We start from the raw sequence: 16,592 nt of genomic DNA, 5'->3' as shown, positions 1-16,592 counted from the left end.
GAGGCGTCATGCTGCTGACCATCCGGTCCCTGTCCAAGACCTTTCCCGGCACGCTTGCGCTTGACGAGGTCGATTTCGACCTCCGCGCGGGCGAGGTTCATGCCCTTCTGGGCGAAAACGGCGCCGGCAAGTCCACGCTGATCAAGTGCCTGACCGGCGCCTATCGCCGCGATGGGGGCACCGTCCTGCTGGACGGGACCGAGATCGATCCCCGGTCCACCGCCCATGCGCAGGAACTGGGCATCGGCACCGTCTATCAGGAAGTGAACCTGCTGGCGAACCTGACCGTGGCGCAGAACCTGATGTTCGGCCGCGAGCCGCGTCGCTTCGGCCTGATCGACGGCCGGGCGATGCGCAGGCAGGCCCGCGCGATGCTGGCGCAATACGGCCTGGATCTGGACGTGGACCGCGACCTGGGCACCTATTCGGTGGCGATCCAGCAGATCATCGCCATTGCCCGCGCCGTCGCCCTGTCAGGCAAGGTGCTGATCCTGGACGAACCCACCGCCAGCCTTGACGCGGCCGAGGTGCGGATGGTCTTCGACGTGGTGCGGTCCTTGCGCGAACGCGGCCTCGGGATCGTCTTCGTGTCGCATTTCCTGGATCAGGTCTTCGAGCTGACCGATCGGGTGACCGTGCTGCGCAACGGCCGCAAGATCGTGACCGCCGACACCGCCAGCCTGGACCGCGTGCGCCTGATCGAACACATGCTGGGCCGGGAACTGGAGGATGCCACCGCGCACGAGGCGATCGCGCGCGGTCCCCGCCCGCCGATGCTGGATTTCAGCGGCCTGGGGCGGCGCGGCACCATCGAACCCTTCGACCTGGCAGTCGGTCAGGGCGAGGTCGTGGGCCTGGCGGGCCTTCTGGGGTCGGGGCGCACCGAATCCGCCGAACTGCTGTTCGGGTTGCGCAACGCCCATTCCGGCACCGCAACCGACCAGCAGGGGCCGCTGGACCTGCGCAGCCCCCGCAGCGCCATCGCGGCAGGCTTCGGCTTCGTCCCCGAGGAACGAAAGACCGACGGCATCGTGGCCGACCTGTCCATCCGAGAGAACATCATCCTGGGCCTTCAAGCCAGGCGCGGTTGGGCGCGGCCCATCCCGCGCGCCGAACAGAACCGGCTGGCCGACGATTACATCAAGCGGCTGGACATCCGCACCTCGGGCCGGGAAAAGCGCATCGGCGAACTGTCGGGGGGCAACCAGCAAAAGGTCGTGCTGGCCCGCTGGCTGGCGATGAACCCGCGCTTCCTGATCCTGGACGAACCGACCCGCGGCATCGACGTGGGCGCCCATGCCGAGATCGTCCGCCTGATCCATCAGCTGGTGGACCAGGGCATGTCGCTTTTGGTCATCAGCAGCGAGATCGATGAACTGATCGCCGTGTCCGACCGCGTGATCGTGCTGCGCGACCGCCGCCATGTCGCCGAACTGACGGGCGACGAGATCGCCCCCGGCCGCATCATGCAGGCCATTGCCGCCACGGAGGCCGCATGACGGAGCTGCTGAAACGCCTTGCCCCGCAACTGATGGCCCTGGCCGCCCTGGTGGCGGTGGTGACGGCCTTCTATCCGGGCTTTCTCGACATCCAGATGAACGACGGCCGGCTGGTCGGGCCGGTCATCGACGTGCTGAAGCGCGCTGCGCCCGTGGCCCTGCTGGCGGTCGGCATGACGCTGGTGATCGCCACGCGCGGGATCGACCTGTCGGTCGGCACGATCATGGCGATCTGCGGCGCGGTCGCGGCATCCGCCGTGGCCTCGGGCTGGGGGCTGCCGGCCGCGCTGCTGCTGGCCCTGGGCGCCGGTGCGCTTGCCGGGCTTTGGAACGGCACGCTTGTGGCGGTGGTGGGCATCCAGCCCTTTGTCGCCACGCTGATCCTGATGACCATGGGGCGCGGCGTCGCCCAGTTGATCACCGAAGGGCGCATCCTGACCTTCACCGATCCGGGCTTCGGCTGGATCGGGTCGGGGGTGGTGCTGGGCCTGCCGGTGCCCACCTGGATCTGGATCGCCACCGCGATTGCCGCCGCAGCCCTGATGCGCCGCACCGCCCTTGGCCTGCTGGTCGAGGCGATCGGCGTTAACCGCCGCGCCAGCACCCTGGCCGGGGTGAATGCGACCGTCCTGCTGATCGCGGTCTATGTGGCATCCGGCCTTTGCGCGGCCTTGGCGGGGCTGATCGTGACAGCCGACATCCGCGGCGCGGATGCCAACAATGCCGGGCTGTGGCTGGAACTGGACGCGATCCTGGCCGTGGTGATCGGGGGCAATTCGCTGCTGGGCGGGCGCTTCTCCATCGCGGCCTCGATCATCGGGGCGCTGATCATCACCACCATCAGCATCGGCATCCGGCTGATCGGCTTTCCGTCGGAATACAACCTCATCATCAAGGCCGGGCTGGTGCTGGTGATCCTGGTCCTGCAATCGCCCCGCATCAGCGCCGAATGGCGCCTGTGGCGCGACAGCCACCGCGCAAGCCGCGACGCCACGCTTCGGAGGCAGGCATGAACACCCGCGCGCTGCCGCTTTATGTCACCATCGGGATCTTCCTGCTGGCCTATCTGGTCTTCTGGCTGCAGTTCCCCAACATCCTGTCCACGCGGGTCGTCGGAAACCTGCTGACCGACAACGCCTATCTGGGCATCGTCGCGGTCGGCATGACGCTGGTGATCCTTTCCGGCGGCATCGACCTGTCCGTCGGATCGGTCATCGCCTTTTCCGGGGTCTTCATCGCGGTCCTGCTGCGCGATACCGGGCTGCATCCGCTGGCGGTCTTTGCCCTGCTGCTGATGCTGACCACCGCCTTCGGCGCGGGCATGGGATTCCTGATCGACCGGCTGGCCATGCCCGCCTTCATCGTCACGCTTGCGGGCATGTTCCTGGCACGCGGTGCGGCCTATATCCTGTCCATCGATTCCGTGCCGATCCAGCATCCCTTTTATCAGGCGCTGCAGGGTGCGTACTGGCTGATGCCCGGCAAGGGGCGGCTGACGCTGATCGGCGTGCTGATGGTCCTGACCTTCGTTCTTGGCATGATCGTCGCCCACAAGACCCGCTTCGGCGCCTCCGTCTATGCCCTGGGCGGGGGCGAGGCCGCGGCGCGGCTGATGGGCGTCCGGCAAGGGCGCACGACCGTGCTGGTCTATGCCTTTTCGGGGGCGATGGCGGGACTGTCGGGCATCGTCTTCTCGGTCTATACCGGATCGGGCTATTCGCTGGCGACGGTGGGAACGGAACTGACGGCCATTGCCGCCGTGGTCATCGGCGGGACGCTGCTGACGGGGGGCGCGGGCTATATGTTCGGGACCTTCGTGGGCGTGCTGACGATGGGCCTGATCCAGACCTATATCGTCTTCGACGGCAGCCTGTCGTCCTGGTGGACCAAGATCGTCATCGGGATCCTTCTGCTGGCCTTCATCCTGCTGCAAAAGGGCCTGCTGAAACTGTCGCAGATGCGGCTGGCCCAGGAAGCCACAAGGGGAACATGATGATCCACGACAACCGCCAATGCCAGTTGGGCGAGGGGGCCTTCTGGCACCCCGAGCGCCAGCAGTTCTTCTGGTTCGACATCAAGGGCAAGCGGCTCTTGTCGCAGCAGGCGGACGGATCGCCGCTGGAATGGCGCTTTGACCGCATGGCCTCGGCCGCGGGCTGGATCGACCGGGACCGGCTGCTGATCGCCACGGAAACGGGTCTGGCGATCCTGTCGCTGGCCGACGGAGCCTTGACTGATGTCGCGGCGGTCGAGGCGGACAATCCCGCCACCCGGTCCAACGACGGCCGCGCGGACCCGCAGGGCGGCTTCTGGTTCAGCACGATGGGCCGGAACGGCGAGCCGGGCCTTGGCGCGATCTATCGCTTCTACCGGGGCGAGGTGCGCAGGCTGGTGGACCCCATCACCATCCCGAACGCGATCTGCTTCTCGCCCGATGGGGCGACCGTGCATTATTCGGACACCGACCGCAGCATCGTTTGGCGGCAGGGGCTGGACGGGGATGGCTGGCCTGTGGGCGAGCCGCAGGTGTTCCTTGACCTGTCCGCGCAGGACTGGTCGCCCGATGGCGCGGTCACGGACGCGGATGGCGGTTTCTGCTGCGCGATCTGGGGGCAGGGGGCGGTGGTCCGCTTTGACGCCCAAGGGCAGCAAACCCATCGTTTCGACGTGGACGGGCGGCAATCATCCTGTCCGTCCTTCGGCGGCACGGACCTGTCCGACCTGCTGGTGACGACCGCCTTTGACGGGATCGAGGATCCCGACCCGGCCCAGGGCAAGACCTATGTGGTGCAGACCGGCCTGACCGGCCGTCCCGAACCCCGGGTGATCCTGTGAGCGGCTGGAGCCTGCCCGACGGGCGCAAGGTCGACCGCCTGACGCTGACCGGGGGCGGGCTGACGGCGCAGGTGCTGACGCTGGGCGCGACGGTGCAGGATCTGCGGATGGACGGCGTCGATCATTCTCTGGTCCTGGGTTGCCCGGATCCGGCGGATTACCTGGGCGACGGGATCTACATGGGCGCGATCGTCGGGCGCTTCGCCAACCGCATCGGTGGTGCGCGCTTCACCCTGGACGGGCAGGAATACCGGACCGACGCCAACTTCAAGGAACGCCACACGCTGCACGGCGGATCGCGCGGGACCAACTGGCATCTGTGGCAGGTCGAGGAGGCCCGCAGCGACAATGCCATCTTGTCGCTGGCCCTGCCGGACGGGGACATGGGCTTTCCCGGCGCCATGACCATCCGCGTCCGGATCACCCTGCGCGACGGCGGACTGGTCTTCGACATCGAAGCCCAGGCCGACGCGCCGACGCCTTGCAACCTGGCGCATCACGGCTACTTCAACCTCGACGGCGGGGGCGATGTGCGCAACCACCGGCTGCGCGTCGCGGCAGACCGCTATCTGCCTGTCGACGACGACCTGATCCCGCTGCCGGGCACGGCGCCCGTCCAGGGCACGCGCTTCGATTTCCGCCAGGCCCGAGAGATCGTGCCGGGGGAATACGACCACAACTTCTGCCTGTCCGATGGCCCGGCCGCCCCGCGCGTGGTCGCGGACCTGACCGGGCAAAGCGGCATCCGGATGCAGATCGAGACGGACCAGCCGGGATTGCAGGTCTATGATGGCGTGCATTTCGGCGGGCTTTCGGGGCTGGACGGCCGCAGCTATGACCGGTTCGCGGGTGTGGCCCTGGAAACGCAGGGCTGGCCCGACGCGCCGAACCGCCCCGACTATCCGGGTGCGATCCTGCGGCCCGGCCAGGTTTATCGCCACCACGCGGCCTACCGGTTCAGCCGATGACGGCGCTGATCGGCATCGACTGGGGCACCACCTCGTTCCGCGCCTGGCGGATGGGCGCGGGTGGCGAGGTGCTGGACCGCGTGGGCGACGGTCCGGGCATTCTTGCCGCGGCCGGTTTGCCCGGGGGGTTCCGCCAGGCCATGCAGGACCGGATCGGCAGTTGGCTGGGAACGGCTCCGGTCATCGCCTCGGGGATGATCACCAGCCGCAACGGCTGGATCGAGACGGCCTATCTGCCGCTGCCCCTTGATGCTGCGGCCCTGGCCGCGAACCTGACCCTGCACGAGGGCATCCACTTCGTGACCGGCGCGGTCAGCGACCCCGACGGCCCCGCCCCCGACGTGATGCGCGGCGAGGAAACCGAGATCATCGGTCATCTGTCGGGCGGAGGCGGGGACGGGCTGTTCGTCCTGCCCGGCACCCACAGCAAATGGGCGCGGGCCGAGGGTGGCGCGCTGACCGGCTTTCGCACGGTCATGACAGGCGAGGTCTTCGGGGCGCTGCGCGACCATACCATCCTGGGCCGGCTGATCCAGCCGGGGCCCGGCAGCGAGGATGCCTTCCGCCGGGGGGTCGAGGCGGGACGGCAGGACGGGGCGCTGCTGGGGCGCATCTTCTCGGCCCGGACGCTGGCCTTGATGGACCGGCTGGCCCCGGACCAGGTCGCGGATTACCTGTCCGGCCTGCTGATCGGGGACGAGGTCGCGCAAGGCACGCGGGACGCCGGTGGCTCGGTCACGATCATCGGGCGGGGCGATCTGGCGCTGCGCTATCAGACGGCCTTCGCGGTGCTGGGCATCGCGGCGCGGATCGCGCCGCCGGGCATGGCGCAGCGGGGGCTTTGGGAAATCGCCCGAATGGGGAAACTTGCATGACCGACCTCGACACAGCTTTTGCCGCGAACCCGATGATCGCGATCCTGCGGGGTCTGCGCCCGGATGAGGCCGCGGAAACCGCGAGCGCCCTGACCGGGGCGGGCTTCACGATCCTTGAAGTGCCGCTGAACTCGCCCGATCCGCTGGACAGCATCGCCCGCATGGTTGCCGCCGCCCCCGATGCGGTCGTCGGCGCGGGCACGGTTCTGACGGCCGAACAGGTGCGCGCCGTGGCGGATGCCGGGGGGCGCATCATCATCGCCCCCAATTTTGACCCGTGCGTCGCCGCCGAGGCGCGGCGGCTGAACCTCGCCTATTGCCCCGGCGTCGGCACCGTCAGCGAAGCCTTTGCCGCCCTCGAAGCCGGTGCCGCCGCCCTGAAGCTGTTCCCGGCCGAGATGATCCCCCCCGCCGCTGTCAAGGCCATGCGGGCGGTGCTGCCGCGCGAGGCGCGGCTGCTGCCCGTGGGCGGGATCGCGCCCGACACGATGGCGGTCTATCTGCGCGCGGGGGCGAACGGCTTCGGGTTGGGATCGGCGCTTTACAAGCCGGGGCAGGCGGCGGCCGAGACAGGCGAAAAGGCCCGCGCCTTCATGGACGCCTGGTCGGCCTTGCAGGACTGACCGCGCAAGGGACATCTACGACTTAAGTGATGCCTTCCCGGTTTTCTGGAACATCGGGCGGATGGGGGCGTTCCGGGCCATGCGCCCCAGGCAGGCGCGTCATGTTCCGGGAGGATGAAATGAAGACCACTTTGACTTGGGTGGCGGGCAGCGCATTCCTTGCGATGACCGCCATGTCGGCCCAGGCTGACTGCGCGGCGGAACTTGCCCGACTGACCGGGGGAGAGACTGCCTCGGAAGGAATCTCGAAGGACGGATCGCTGGCGCCGCTGGAAGGATCATCGGATGGGGCGTCGGCCACGGACAGCGCAACGGAAACCGCCGCCGATGCCGGAATGAACAGCGCGGCACCGGCCGCTTCGGGCGAGGCCTCGGCGGATGCCGAAGGCATTGCCAAGGATGGATCGCACGCCCCGCTTGAGGGGGATTCGGGCCAGCAGGCAGGCATTGCCATGTCGGGCGCGGATGCGCAGGCCCAGCAGGAGGGCCAGCCCACGGCGACCGAGCAGGCGACGGCAGCCGCCACCAACGGCGGAAGCACCGAGGCTTCCAGCGATGCCTCGACCCGCGAGGCGCATATCCAGGCGGCACGGGACGCGCTTGCCGCAGGGGATGAAGACACCTGCATGAAGGCCGTCCAGGCTGCCGGATCAGCCTGACAAGCGGGCTGGCCGGCGGTCCTGCGCCCCGGCCAGCCTTCCCGCATCGCCGGTCGCGCGAATAAGGCTGGAATGCCGCGCCGCTTTCTGATGAGAGGGGCGCCATCACAGCCTTGGCCCGGACGGACGACGCGATGAGCATACATCTTTACCCCAACGACCTTCCCGATGACCTGACGCTTGGCCCAGTGGTGGCCATCGACACCGAGACGATGGGCCTTGATCCCCGGCGCGACCGGCTGTGCCTGGTGCAGCTGTCGTCGGGCGACGGGGACGCGCATCTGGTCCAGATCGAGCGCGGCCAGACCGAGGCGCCGAACCTGTGCCGGATGCTGACCGATCCCAAGGTCCTGAAGCTGTTCCATTTCGGCCGCTTCGACATCGCCGCCCTGGAAAACGCCTTTGGCGTCGTCACGGCGCCGGTCTGGTGCACCAAGATCGCGTCCAAGCTGGTGCGCACCTATACCGACCGGCACGGACTGAAATACTTGCTGAGCGAGTTGGTGGGCGTCGATGTCAGCAAGCAGCAGCAGACGAGCGACTGGGGCGCGCCGGATCTGACGGATGCGCAACTGGAATATGCGGCCTCCGACGTGCTGCACCTGCACAAGCTGAAGGAAGCCTTGGAAGAACGGCTGCGGCGCGAGAACCGGATCGGTCTTGCCCAGGCCTGCTTCGATTTCCTGCCCGCCCGCGCCCATCTGGACCTGCTGGGCTGGGGGGATGAAAACGACATCTTCCGGCATTAGATGGGCAAGGCCGGGGGTTTTCCGCCCCCGGACCCCTGAGGATATTTCCGTGAAGAAGAAGGCGGCGGTTTGAGCGATTATCTGGAAACGGCGCGGCGCGTGATCCTGACCGAGGCTCAGGGGCTGGCCGTGCTGGCCGAGGGGCTGAACGGCGATTTCGCCCGTGCGGTCGATCTGATCCTGGGCGCGCGGGGGCGGGTGATCGTGTCGGGCATGGGCAAGTCGGGCCATGTCGGGCGCAAGATCGCGGCCACGCTGGCATCCACCGGCACGCCCGCGCAGTTCGTCCATCCGGCCGAGGCGAGCCATGGCGATCTGGGCATGGTCACGCAGGCCGACGTGGCCCTTGTCCTGTCCAACAGCGGCGAGACGCCAGAGCTTGCCGACCTGATTGCCCATACCCGCCGCTTCAGGATCCCGCTGATCGGGGTCGCTTCGCGTGCCCAGTCGACCTTGCTGCGGCAGGCGGATGTGGCGCTTGTGCTGCCCCTGGCGCCCGAGGCCTGCGGCAACGGCATCGTGCCCACCACGTCCACCACCATGACGCTGGCCCTGGGCGATGCCCTGGCGGTGGCACTGATGGAGCACCGCGAGTTCACCCCCGAGCATTTCCGCACCTTCCATCCCGGCGGAAAGCTGGGCGCGCGGCTGGCCAAGGTCGGCGACCTGATGCATCGCGACATGCCCCTGGTGCCACAGGATGCGCCGATGTCGGATGCGCTTCTGGTCATCAGCCAGAAGGGCTATGGCGTGACCGGCGTGACGGATGAGGCAGGGCGTCTGGTGGGCATCATCACCGACGGCGACCTGCGCCGCCACATGCAGGGCCTGCTGGATCACCGGGCATCCGAGGTGATGACGCCCGGTCCCCGGGTCATTGCGCCCGATGCCTTGGCCGAAGCCGCCCTTGCGCAGATGCAGGACCGCAAGATCACCTGCCTGTTCGCGGTGGCGGATGGGATGCCGCAGGGCATCCTGCATATCCATGACTGCCTTCGTGCGGGGATCGTCTAGCCGATGAACCGGACCCGCCCATGAACCGCACCCGTGTCGTTCGCTGGTTGCGCGTGCTGCTGCCTTTGGCGGCGCTTGCGATGCTGTCCACGCTGTTCCTGTTCTCGCGCGGGGGGGACAGCGAATCGCAGATCCCCTATGCCGATGTGGATGCCCAGGCGATGGCCCGCGATCCTCGGCTGGTGTCGCCCGAATATGCCGGCGTGACCGATGACGGCGCCCAGTTGACCCTGCGCGCATCTGAGGCAATGCCGGGACAGGGAGGTGGGCAGGCGCAGGATCTGCGGTTGGATTGGCAGCGCCCCGACGGACTGCGTGCCGACCTGACGGCGCCGCAGGCGGGCTTGGCCGATGGCGCGATCCGGCTTGATGGCGGGGTGCGCATGACGACATCCACCGGCTGGACGCTGGATGCGGCCAGCATCGATGCCGCAACCGACCGGTCCCGCATTGCCGCCGATGAAGGCGTCAAGGCCGAGGCGCCCTTCGGCACCCTTTCGGCCCGGCGGATGGAGCTTGCGCCCGCCCCGGGCGAGGATGCTTCGATCTTGAATTTCTCGGGCGATGTCCGTCTGATATACCAGCCCTGACCCATCAAAGGACACGCCGATGCTGCGCCCCCTGCTGACAGCCCTGATCCTTGCCGCCCCGCCTGCTGTCGCGCAGGAGGTGGCCTTTGGCGGGATGCGCGCCGACATCCAGGCCCCGGTCGAGGTCGCAGCCGACAACCTGTCGGTCAACCAGGCCGACGGCAGCGCGGTGTTCACCGGCAATGTCGTGATCGGCCAGGGCGAGATGCGGCTGTCGGCGGACAGCGTGACGGTGATCTATGCCGAGGGCGGGCAAAGCCGCATCCGGTCGCTGGACGCCAAGGGCAATGTGACGCTTGTATCCGGAGCCGACGCGGCCGAAGCCGAGGCTGCCACCTATGACGTGGACTCGGGCAATGTCACGCTGACGGGCGATGTGGTGCTGACCCAGGGGCAGAACGTGCTGACGGGCGACAGGATGCTGGTGAACCTCGAATCCGGGACTGCGCAGGTCCAGGGGCGGGTGCGGTCGGTCCTGCAGCCGGGCGGCAACTGATGCGTGGGGCGCAAGCGCGCACGGGCGAGGGGTTGCGGGTCCGGGGCTTGCGCAAATCCTATCGCAACCGCCCGGTGATCCGCGACGTGTCCGTCGATCTTGCACGCGGAGAGGTCGTGGCCCTTCTGGGGCCGAACGGATCGGGCAAGACCACCTGCTTTTACTGCATTGCGGGCCTTGTGCCGCCCGACGCGGGGCAGGTGCTGATCGACGGGCAGGATGCCACGCGCCTGCCGATGTTCCGCCGCGCGCGGATGGGCATCGGCTATCTGCCGCAGGAAATGTCGATCTTTCGCGGGCTTTCGGTCGAACAGAACATCATGGCCGTCCTTGAGGTCGTCCACGAGGATCCCCGCCACCGCCGCGACCGGCTGGAGGAGTTGCTGGGCGATTTTTCAATCGAGCACCTGCGTGCCGCGCCCGCGCTGGCCCTGTCCGGGGGCGAGCGCCGCCGGGCCGAGATCGCGCGCTGCCTGGCCTCGGATCCCAGCTTCCTGCTGCTGGACGAACCTTTCGCGGGCGTCGATCCCATCGCGGTGGGCGAGATTCGCGGCTTGGTCCATGATCTCAAGTCGCGGGGCATCGGCGTGCTGATCACCGACCACAATGTGCGCGAGACGCTGGGCATCGTCGACCGGGCCTATATCCTCCATGACGGGACGGTCCTCATGTCCGGATCGACCGAGGACATTGTCGCGGACGCGCGGGTCCGCGAGGTCTATCTGGGCGAGAGTTTCCGCATGGCCTGACAGGCGCCCGCGCGAAATTGTCCGGCCGGGGCCCGCGCCCCGTTGACAGAGGACGCGGCCTGTCACCAGATTGACTCATGCGGGTGCGGCAGGAACCGTATCCCGCCACCCCCGTTTCCGCCCTGTGCCGGCAGACGGGCCGGCGCATACGGTAACGGGCAACCGAGAGGAATGACGATGCGCTATACCATCAGCGGAAAACAGATCGACATCGGCGATGCGCTTTCGACGCATGTGAAGACGGAACTGGGCGGAACGATCGACAAGTATTCGCAGCGCCCCACGGATGCCACGGTGACCTTCTCGAAGGATGCCCACCAGTTCCTGTGCGACGCCGTGGTGCACCTGTCCACCGGGCTGAACGTGACGGCCCGTGGCAGCGCCACCGAGATCTATGCCGCCTTCGAGGCCTGCCGCGAGAAGATGGACAAGCAGCTTCGCCGCTACAAGCGCCGCCTGAAGGACCATCACAAGGACAGGTCCGAGCCGGTTGAATTCGGGCAGGCAGGCATGTATGTGCTGGCCGCCGACGAGGATGAATGGGAATCGCAGGACAGCGGCCTGCAACCGATCATCATCGCCGAGATGGAGACCCGCGTGCCGACCCTGTCGGTTGGAGATGCGGTGATGCAGATGGAGTTGTCGGGCACGCCGCTTCTGGTGTTCCGCAACGAGAAACACGGGGGCGTCAATGTCGTCCACCGCCGTGAAGACGGCAATGTGGGCTGGATTGACCCGCGCGGCAATGGTTGACGCCGCGCAGGACGCCTGACGAAAGAGTTGACGCGCCCCCGGCATCCTGCGCGGGGGCGCTTGAGCCTTGGGAAAGACGCAAGCGATGCAGTTGACCGAAATCCTGAAACCCGGCGCCGTCCGGTCCCTGGGACAATGCACCTCGAAGAAGCGCCTGTTCCAGGAGCTTGCGGAACTGGCCCATGCCGAATACGGGCTGAACGCGACCGAGGTTCTGGATGCGCTGCAGGAACGCGAAAGCCTGGGGCCCACGGGCGTGGGACAGGGCGTCGCGCTGCCCCATGCGCGGCTGCACGGGCTGGACCGGGTGGTTGGCCTGTTCGTCCGCCTGGACAAGCCGCTGGATTTCGACGCCGTGGACCGCCAGCCCGTCGACCTGATCTTCGGCCTGCTGGCGCCCGAGACCAGCGGCGTCGACCACCTCAAGGCGCTTGCGCTTGTGTCCCGAACCCTTCGCGACACCGACCTGCGCGCCAAGCTGCGGGCCAATGACGATCCGGTGGCGCTGCACGCCGTTCTGGCGGCCCAGGGCGTGAAGGCCGCCTGAATCGTTTTGAATTGGACCGATTCGGTCCTATACAGGGGCTTCCATCTTTCCAGGAGGCCGAAGATGACCAAGCCTGTCAGGGACATCCCTCACGAGAAGGACATGATCCGCTTGCGCGAGTTCACCCGGCACGAGCGAGAGTCGGGTATCCATCCTGCCGTCGTGGCGCTGTGGTCGCGTCCCCAGACGCGGGGCGAGACAAACCGGAAGGCCGTGGAATATGCGCGCATCGAGCGTGGCCGGTTGAGCTAGCGGAAAAGGACGGTGCCGCCGGACGCCCGGCAGCCTCCGCGTCCAGCCGGATAAGGCAAAAGGCTGCCCGACAAGAGCAGCCTTTTCGGTTGAAGCAGGGGAACGCGGTTCAGGCCCGCACCAGCCGTTCGTAATCCTCGGCGACCTTGCGGGTTGTCTGGCCCACCTGGAAGTGCCAGTCGCCGATCTGGCCCACCGGGGTGACCTCGGCTGCGGTGCCGGTCAGGAAGCATTCCTGGAAGCCTTCCAGTTCCTCGGGAAGGATGCGGCGTTCGTGGACGGTGGTGCCGTTGTCCTTGAGCATCTGGATGATCGTCTGGCGCGTGATCCCGTTCAGGAAGCGGTCGGCCAGGGGAGTGTGGACCTCTCCGTCCTTGATAAAGAAGATGTTGGCGCCGGTCGCCTCGGCTACATAGCCTTCCCAGTCCATGAACAGCGCGTCCGAACATCCCTTGGCCTCGGCCGCGTGCTTGGACATGGTGCAGATCATGTAAAGGCCCGCGGCCTTGGCGGCGGTCGGGATGGTTTCGGGGGACGGACGCTTCCACTTGGCCACGTCCAGCTTCGCCCCCTGCCATTTGGCGTCGCCGTAATAGCTGCCCCATTCCCAGACGGCGACTGCCATGCGAACCGGATTGCGCGCCGCCGACACGCCCATGTCGGGACCCGAGCCGCGCCACATCACCGCGCGGACATAGGCGTTGGTCAGCCCGTTGGCCTTCAGCACGGCCTCCTTGGCCGCGTCGATGTCCTCGGCGGAATAGGGGGATTCCATGTCCAGCAGGCGGGCCGATTCGATCAGCCGCAGCGAGTGTTCGTGGCCCTTGAAGATCTTGCCGTCATAGCACCGCTCGCCCTCGAAGACCGAGCTTGCATAATGCAGGGCGTGGGTCAGGATATGTACATTCGCGTCGCGCCAATCGACCAGTTCGCCGTCCATCCAGATCTTGCCGTCGCGATCGTCATATGCGCCCGTCATCATTCTCTCCAAAACCAGTCCGGGATTTTGCGGATCTTGCGCGGGTCCGCCCGGTATCGGCCCTTTTGTTGCGCGAAGCCCTTGACGCCTAGCAATCGAATCTTGGAAAGTCAACAAGACTGCCCTATCAGGGCGGCATTGGGAAAGGACGGACCATGGTCGAGACGCTTCGCGTTCACAGCATGATGGGCGATGATCTGCTGTTCCTGACGGACGAGAAGCTGCGTCGCGGGATCGAGGCGATGTTCTTTGCCTATCGGGCCTTTACGGCCGATCCCGACCTGATCCTGGCCGACATGGACTATGGCCGCGCCCATCACCGGGCGCTGCATTTCATCCATCGCAATCCGGGGCTGACGGTGACGTCGCTGCTGGCCGTGCTGGGGGTGACAAAGCAGTCTTTGAACCGCGTGCTGCGCACCCTGATCGAGGACGGGCTGGTCGAAAGCCGCGTCGGCCGCCGCGACCGGCGCGAACGTCACCTGTTCCTGACCGAGGACGGCACGGCGCTGGAACGCCGCCTGTCCGAGGCGCAGCGGGCGCGGATGCGCCAGGCCTATCGCGCCGCCGGCCCGCAGGCGGTGGCGGGCTTCCGGCAGGTGCTGGAAGCGATGATGGACCCCGAGACGCGGGCGCAGTATCAGTCGATGAAGGATCTGCCCGAATAAAGGCCCGCCATGAGCCAGACCGACGCCCATCTGCTGATCGTCGACGACGATGAACGCATCCGTGCGCTGCTGGGGCGATTCCTACGCAAGAACGGCTTCCTGGTGACGCTGGCCCGCGACGCGGCCCAGGCCCGGCGGCTGCTGGCAGGGCTGGACTTCGACATGATCGTGCTGGACGTGATGATGCCGGGCGAGGACGGCTTTGCCCTGACCCGGTCCCTGCGCGAGACGCTGACCACGCCCATCCTGCTGCTGACCGCGCGGGGCGAGACCGAGGACCGGATCACCGGGCTGGAGGTGGGCGCCGACGATTATCTGGCAAAGCCCTTCGAGCCGCGCGAGCTGCTGCTGCGCATCAGCGCCATCCTGCGCCGCATCCCCGCGCCCGAGGTTCGCCAGCCCAAGTTCCTGACGCTGGGCGCGCTGCGATACGACATCGACAAGGGCGAATTGTGGCAGGGCGAGAACCACCTGCGCCTGACCGGCACCGAACAGGCGCTGCTGCGCCGCCTTGCCGCCAGCAAGGGCGAACCCGTCAGCCGGGCCGACCTGATCGACGACCTGGGCCGCGGCACCGGCGACGAGGCCGAGAACAGCGAACGCGCCATCGACGTGCAGATCACCCGCCTGCGCCGCAAGATCGAGCCCGACCCCCGAGAGCCGCGCTTTCTGCAGACCGTACGGGGCACGGGCTATATGCTGGTCGTGGACTGACCCGTGGACCGGCTGACCTATCAGGGGATCGAACTGGACGCAGAGACGGCCTTGGCGCTGCTGGAATGGCAGGCCGAGATGGGCGTGGACGAGGCCATGGGCGACGTGCCCGCGGACCGCTTCCAAGTCGCTGCCGCCCCGCCCCCGCCGCTCATCGCGATGACGCCCCCTGCCGCGCCCGCCTTGACCCTAACGGCGGATGACGACGACCTGCCCGGGCGCGTGGCCCAGGCCGAGGCCCTGGCGGCGCAGGCCGATACGCTGGATGCGCTTGCCGCCGCGCAGGAACGCTTTGACGGGATCGAGTTGAAGAAGGGCGCGCGCAATTTCTGCTTTGCCGACGGAAACCCCGCCGCCCGCGTCCTGATCCTGGGCGAGGCTCCGGGCGACGAGGAGGACCGGCAGGGCCGCCCCTTCGTGGGCCGCGCAGGGCAATTGCTGGACCGCATGTTCGATGCCATCGGCCTGTCGCGCCAATCCGTCGATGCGGAACGGGCGCTGTATATCACCAATGTCCTGACTTGGCGCCCGCCCGGCAACCGCGACCCGCAGCCGGACGAGATCGCCGTCAGCCTGCCCTTCGTCCGCCGCCATATCGAACTAGCAGCCCCGGACGTGATCGTGCTGATGGGCAACATCGCCTGCGATGCGGCGATCGGCCGGCGCGGCATCCTGCGCCTGCGCGGCACCTGGACCCAGGCCTTCGGCCGTCCCGCCCTGCCCATGGCGCACCCGGCCTATCTGCTGCGAAACCCGCCCGCCAAGCGCGAAGCCTGGGCCGACCTCCTGTCGCTGGCTGCGCGTCTGGACGGGCAGGCCTAGCCCGCGCAGCCCCGCATCTCGACCGCGCCCTCATCGGCCATCACCGTGAAGACCAGCCTGTCCTGCGGAAGGTCGAAGGGCTCTGCCTGGGGCGGGACGAAATCGGCCGTCAGGACCGTGCGCCCGGCCTCGGTCGCGATCTCGGTGGTCGAGATCCAGACTTCGGTATCGGCCAGTTCCATCGCCGCCAGTGCCGCCGGGCGGGGCAGGGTGGCGGTGACCCGGATCCCGTCGCTGATCGGCTCCAGCCTGCAGGCCGGGCGGTCGGGGGCGGGACGCGGCACCTGATCCATCGCGGCCAGGATCGCGGGATCCGGCCCCTGTTCCGCCGGGCCTGCCGTCAGCGCGACATGGGCCGGCACGCAGACGTCCTTGCACAGGCCGAAATCGACGCGGACCGCCAGATCGACCGGGCGAGCGGGATCGGCGGGTTGCGCGGTGAAGGGAAGAACCAGACGGCCGTGATAGCCAAGCGCCATGCCATCGCCAGACGGGATGGCCTCGGGTGCGGGCCAGTGCAGCGTGAGCCCCGCAAGATTGCCCGAGCCTGTCCAGTCGAAGTCTGGTGGCAGGCCGCTGTCGCCCGGATTGCGCCAATAGGTCTTCCAGCCCGGCTCAAGCTGGAACTCGATGGCGCCCATGCGGCTTCCGTCCGACTGGGTCCAGCCAGGCAGGATGCGCGCATCGGCCAGGCCCGGGGTCGGGGTCTCGGCGGCCAAGGGCGCCGCGGCCAGGCAAAGGCAGGCGAAGGGCAGGACGGATCGGATCATGATCCAGCGATAGCGGCTGGCGCGGGCCGG

General features: G+C 67.8%; 21 protein-coding genes. 19 read left to right on the top strand and 2 right to left on the bottom strand.

Going from position 1 to position 16,592, the window contains the following annotated elements; translation table 11 throughout:
• The first annotated feature begins 8 nt into the window (after positions 1-8).
• The 16 genes from IE224_RS06890 (at position 9) to IE224_RS06815 (ending at position 12,609) form a co-directional block, all read left to right on the top strand.
• Positions 9-1,499 (top strand): sugar ABC transporter ATP-binding protein, encoded by a 1,491-nt coding sequence (locus IE224_RS06890; RefSeq protein ID WP_191308985.1) that lies wholly within the window; start codon positions 9-11, stop codon positions 1,497-1,499.
• Positions 1,496-2,512, top strand: a complete 1,017-nt coding sequence (locus IE224_RS06885; RefSeq protein ID WP_191308984.1) for an ABC transporter permease — start codon at positions 1,496-1,498, stop codon at positions 2,510-2,512. Before IE224_RS06890 ends, IE224_RS06885 begins: the two co-directional genes overlap by 4 nt.
• Complete coding sequence (gene yjfF / locus IE224_RS06880) at positions 2,509-3,492, top strand: galactofuranose ABC transporter, permease protein YjfF (RefSeq protein ID WP_167622993.1); 984 nt, start codon at positions 2,509-2,511, stop codon at positions 3,490-3,492. Before IE224_RS06885 ends, yjfF begins: the two co-directional genes overlap by 4 nt.
• Positions 3,489-4,334, top strand: coding sequence for an SMP-30/gluconolactonase/LRE family protein (locus tag IE224_RS06875; RefSeq protein WP_191308981.1), 846 nt, complete (start codon positions 3,489-3,491; stop codon positions 4,332-4,334). The genes yjfF and IE224_RS06875 overlap by 4 nt, the downstream gene beginning before the upstream one ends.
• Positions 4,331-5,302: an aldose epimerase family protein gene (locus IE224_RS06870; protein ID WP_191308979.1), complete on the top strand. Its 972-nt coding sequence runs from the start codon at positions 4,331-4,333 to the stop codon at positions 5,300-5,302. Before IE224_RS06875 ends, IE224_RS06870 begins: the two co-directional genes overlap by 4 nt.
• The gene (locus IE224_RS06865) at positions 5,299-6,177 is read left to right on the top strand and encodes a 2-dehydro-3-deoxygalactonokinase (protein WP_191308977.1); all 879 of its coding nucleotides are present in this window, start codon (positions 5,299-5,301) and stop codon (positions 6,175-6,177) included. Before IE224_RS06870 ends, IE224_RS06865 begins: the two co-directional genes overlap by 4 nt.
• Positions 6,174-6,800 (top strand): 2-dehydro-3-deoxy-6-phosphogalactonate aldolase, encoded by a 627-nt coding sequence (locus tag IE224_RS06860; RefSeq protein ID WP_191308975.1) that lies wholly within the window; start codon positions 6,174-6,176, stop codon positions 6,798-6,800. Before IE224_RS06865 ends, IE224_RS06860 begins: the two co-directional genes overlap by 4 nt.
• Before the next feature lie 119 nt (positions 6,801-6,919).
• Entirely contained in the window at positions 6,920-7,459 is a 540-nt protein-coding gene (locus tag IE224_RS20955) for a hypothetical protein (protein WP_229849275.1), read from the top strand.
• A gap of 134 nt (positions 7,460-7,593) precedes the next feature.
• Positions 7,594-8,208 carry a ribonuclease D gene (locus tag IE224_RS06850; RefSeq protein ID WP_167622987.1) on the top strand — a complete coding sequence of 205 codons (615 nt, stop codon included), beginning with the start codon at positions 7,594-7,596 and terminating at the stop codon, positions 8,206-8,208.
• A gap of 69 nt (positions 8,209-8,277) precedes the next feature.
• Positions 8,278-9,222 carry a KpsF/GutQ family sugar-phosphate isomerase gene (locus IE224_RS06845; protein WP_191308973.1) on the top strand — a complete coding sequence of 315 codons (945 nt, stop codon included), beginning with the start codon at positions 8,278-8,280 and terminating at the stop codon, positions 9,220-9,222.
• A gap of 20 nt (positions 9,223-9,242) precedes the next feature.
• Complete coding sequence (locus IE224_RS06840; RefSeq protein ID WP_191308970.1) at positions 9,243-9,812, top strand: hypothetical protein; 570 nt, start codon at positions 9,243-9,245, stop codon at positions 9,810-9,812.
• A 19-nt stretch (positions 9,813-9,831) separates the two neighbouring features.
• Positions 9,832-10,308, top strand: a complete 477-nt coding sequence (lptA, locus tag IE224_RS06835; RefSeq protein WP_191308969.1) for a lipopolysaccharide transport periplasmic protein LptA — start codon at positions 9,832-9,834, stop codon at positions 10,306-10,308.
• Positions 10,308-11,057: an LPS export ABC transporter ATP-binding protein gene (gene lptB / locus IE224_RS06830; RefSeq protein ID WP_191308967.1), complete on the top strand. Its 750-nt coding sequence runs from the start codon at positions 10,308-10,310 to the stop codon at positions 11,055-11,057. Before lptA ends, lptB begins: the two co-directional genes overlap by 1 nt.
• Before the next feature lie 177 nt (positions 11,058-11,234).
• Entirely contained in the window at positions 11,235-11,810 is a 576-nt protein-coding gene (gene hpf, locus IE224_RS06825) for a ribosome hibernation-promoting factor, HPF/YfiA family (RefSeq protein WP_167622982.1), read from the top strand.
• Positions 11,811-11,895: 85 nt separating this feature from the next.
• Positions 11,896-12,357, top strand: a complete 462-nt coding sequence (locus tag IE224_RS06820) for a PTS sugar transporter subunit IIA (protein WP_167622981.1) — start codon at positions 11,896-11,898, stop codon at positions 12,355-12,357.
• A gap of 63 nt (positions 12,358-12,420) precedes the next feature.
• On the top strand, positions 12,421-12,609 hold the full coding sequence (locus IE224_RS06815) for a hypothetical protein (RefSeq protein ID WP_167622980.1): 189 nt from the start codon (positions 12,421-12,423) through the stop codon (positions 12,607-12,609).
• 109 nt (positions 12,610-12,718) lie between these two features.
• Here the strand turns inward: IE224_RS06815 and IE224_RS06810 are convergent, their stop codons facing one another.
• Positions 12,719-13,588, bottom strand: coding sequence for a branched-chain amino acid aminotransferase (locus IE224_RS06810; RefSeq protein ID WP_167623499.1), 870 nt, complete (start codon positions 13,586-13,588; stop codon positions 12,719-12,721).
• A 155-nt stretch (positions 13,589-13,743) separates the two neighbouring features.
• Here IE224_RS06810 and IE224_RS06805 point away from each other — a divergent pair, with 155 nt between their 5' ends.
• The 3 genes from IE224_RS06805 (at position 13,744) to IE224_RS06795 (ending at position 15,792) form a co-directional block, all read left to right on the top strand.
• Positions 13,744-14,256 (top strand): MarR family winged helix-turn-helix transcriptional regulator, encoded by a 513-nt coding sequence (locus tag IE224_RS06805; protein ID WP_229849274.1) that lies wholly within the window; start codon positions 13,744-13,746, stop codon positions 14,254-14,256.
• Positions 14,257-14,265: 9 nt separating this feature from the next.
• Positions 14,266-14,970, top strand: a complete 705-nt coding sequence (locus tag IE224_RS06800; RefSeq protein ID WP_167622979.1) for a response regulator — start codon at positions 14,266-14,268, stop codon at positions 14,968-14,970.
• A 78-nt stretch (positions 14,971-15,048) separates the two neighbouring features.
• On the top strand, positions 15,049-15,792 hold the full coding sequence (locus IE224_RS06795) for a uracil-DNA glycosylase (protein WP_191309183.1): 744 nt from the start codon (positions 15,049-15,051) through the stop codon (positions 15,790-15,792).
• On the opposite strand, the gene IE224_RS06790 is transcribed toward IE224_RS06795, so the two are convergent.
• A complete protein-coding gene (locus IE224_RS06790) occupies positions 15,789-16,562 on the bottom strand; it encodes a protein-disulfide reductase DsbD domain-containing protein (RefSeq protein WP_191308965.1) in 774 nt (257 codons plus the stop codon). The two genes, IE224_RS06795 and IE224_RS06790, sit on opposite strands and share 4 nt — an antisense overlap.
• Between the last annotated feature and the right edge of the window lie 30 nt (positions 16,563-16,592).

It is taken from the genome of Paracoccus aerius, from assembly GCF_014656455.1.
Classification (GTDB): domain Bacteria; phylum Pseudomonadota; class Alphaproteobacteria; order Rhodobacterales; family Rhodobacteraceae; genus Paracoccus; species Paracoccus aerius.
Note: the sequence above shows the minus strand (reverse complement) of the source record. Positions and strands in the feature narration are given on the sequence as shown.

Excerpts from the sequence above, each read along its gene's own strand:
- IE224_RS06890 (WP_191308985.1), top strand. The coding sequence starts at position 9 with ATGCTGCTGACCATCCGGTCCCTGTCCAAGACCTTTCCCGGCACGCTT.
- IE224_RS06885 (WP_191308984.1), top strand. The coding sequence starts at position 1,496 with ATGACGGAGCTGCTGAAACGCCTTGCCCCGCAACTGATGGCCCTGGCC.
- yjfF (WP_167622993.1), top strand. The coding sequence starts at position 2,509 with ATGAACACCCGCGCGCTGCCGCTTTATGTCACCATCGGGATCTTCCTG.
- IE224_RS06875 (WP_191308981.1), top strand. The coding sequence starts at position 3,489 with ATGATGATCCACGACAACCGCCAATGCCAGTTGGGCGAGGGGGCCTTC.
- IE224_RS06865 (WP_191308977.1), top strand. The coding sequence starts at position 5,299 with ATGACGGCGCTGATCGGCATCGACTGGGGCACCACCTCGTTCCGCGCC.
- IE224_RS06860 (WP_191308975.1), top strand. The coding sequence starts at position 6,174 with ATGACCGACCTCGACACAGCTTTTGCCGCGAACCCGATGATCGCGATC.
- IE224_RS20955 (WP_229849275.1), top strand. The coding sequence starts at position 6,920 with ATGAAGACCACTTTGACTTGGGTGGCGGGCAGCGCATTCCTTGCGATG.
- IE224_RS06850 (WP_167622987.1), top strand. The coding sequence starts at position 7,594 with ATGAGCATACATCTTTACCCCAACGACCTTCCCGATGACCTGACGCTT.
- IE224_RS06840 (WP_191308970.1), top strand. The coding sequence starts at position 9,243 with ATGAACCGCACCCGTGTCGTTCGCTGGTTGCGCGTGCTGCTGCCTTTG.
- lptA (WP_191308969.1), top strand. The coding sequence starts at position 9,832 with ATGCTGCGCCCCCTGCTGACAGCCCTGATCCTTGCCGCCCCGCCTGCT.
- lptB (WP_191308967.1), top strand. The coding sequence starts at position 10,308 with ATGCGTGGGGCGCAAGCGCGCACGGGCGAGGGGTTGCGGGTCCGGGGC.
- hpf (WP_167622982.1), top strand. The coding sequence starts at position 11,235 with ATGCGCTATACCATCAGCGGAAAACAGATCGACATCGGCGATGCGCTT.
- IE224_RS06820 (WP_167622981.1), top strand. The coding sequence starts at position 11,896 with ATGCAGTTGACCGAAATCCTGAAACCCGGCGCCGTCCGGTCCCTGGGA.
- IE224_RS06815 (WP_167622980.1), top strand. The coding sequence starts at position 12,421 with ATGACCAAGCCTGTCAGGGACATCCCTCACGAGAAGGACATGATCCGC.
- IE224_RS06810 (WP_167623499.1), bottom strand. The coding sequence starts at position 13,588 with ATGACGGGCGCATATGACGATCGCGACGGCAAGATCTGGATGGACGGC.
- IE224_RS06805 (WP_229849274.1), top strand. The coding sequence starts at position 13,744 with ATGGTCGAGACGCTTCGCGTTCACAGCATGATGGGCGATGATCTGCTG.
- IE224_RS06800 (WP_167622979.1), top strand. The coding sequence starts at position 14,266 with ATGAGCCAGACCGACGCCCATCTGCTGATCGTCGACGACGATGAACGC.
- IE224_RS06795 (WP_191309183.1), top strand. The coding sequence starts at position 15,049 with ATGGGCGTGGACGAGGCCATGGGCGACGTGCCCGCGGACCGCTTCCAA.
- IE224_RS06790 (WP_191308965.1), bottom strand. The coding sequence starts at position 16,562 with ATGATCCGATCCGTCCTGCCCTTCGCCTGCCTTTGCCTGGCCGCGGCG.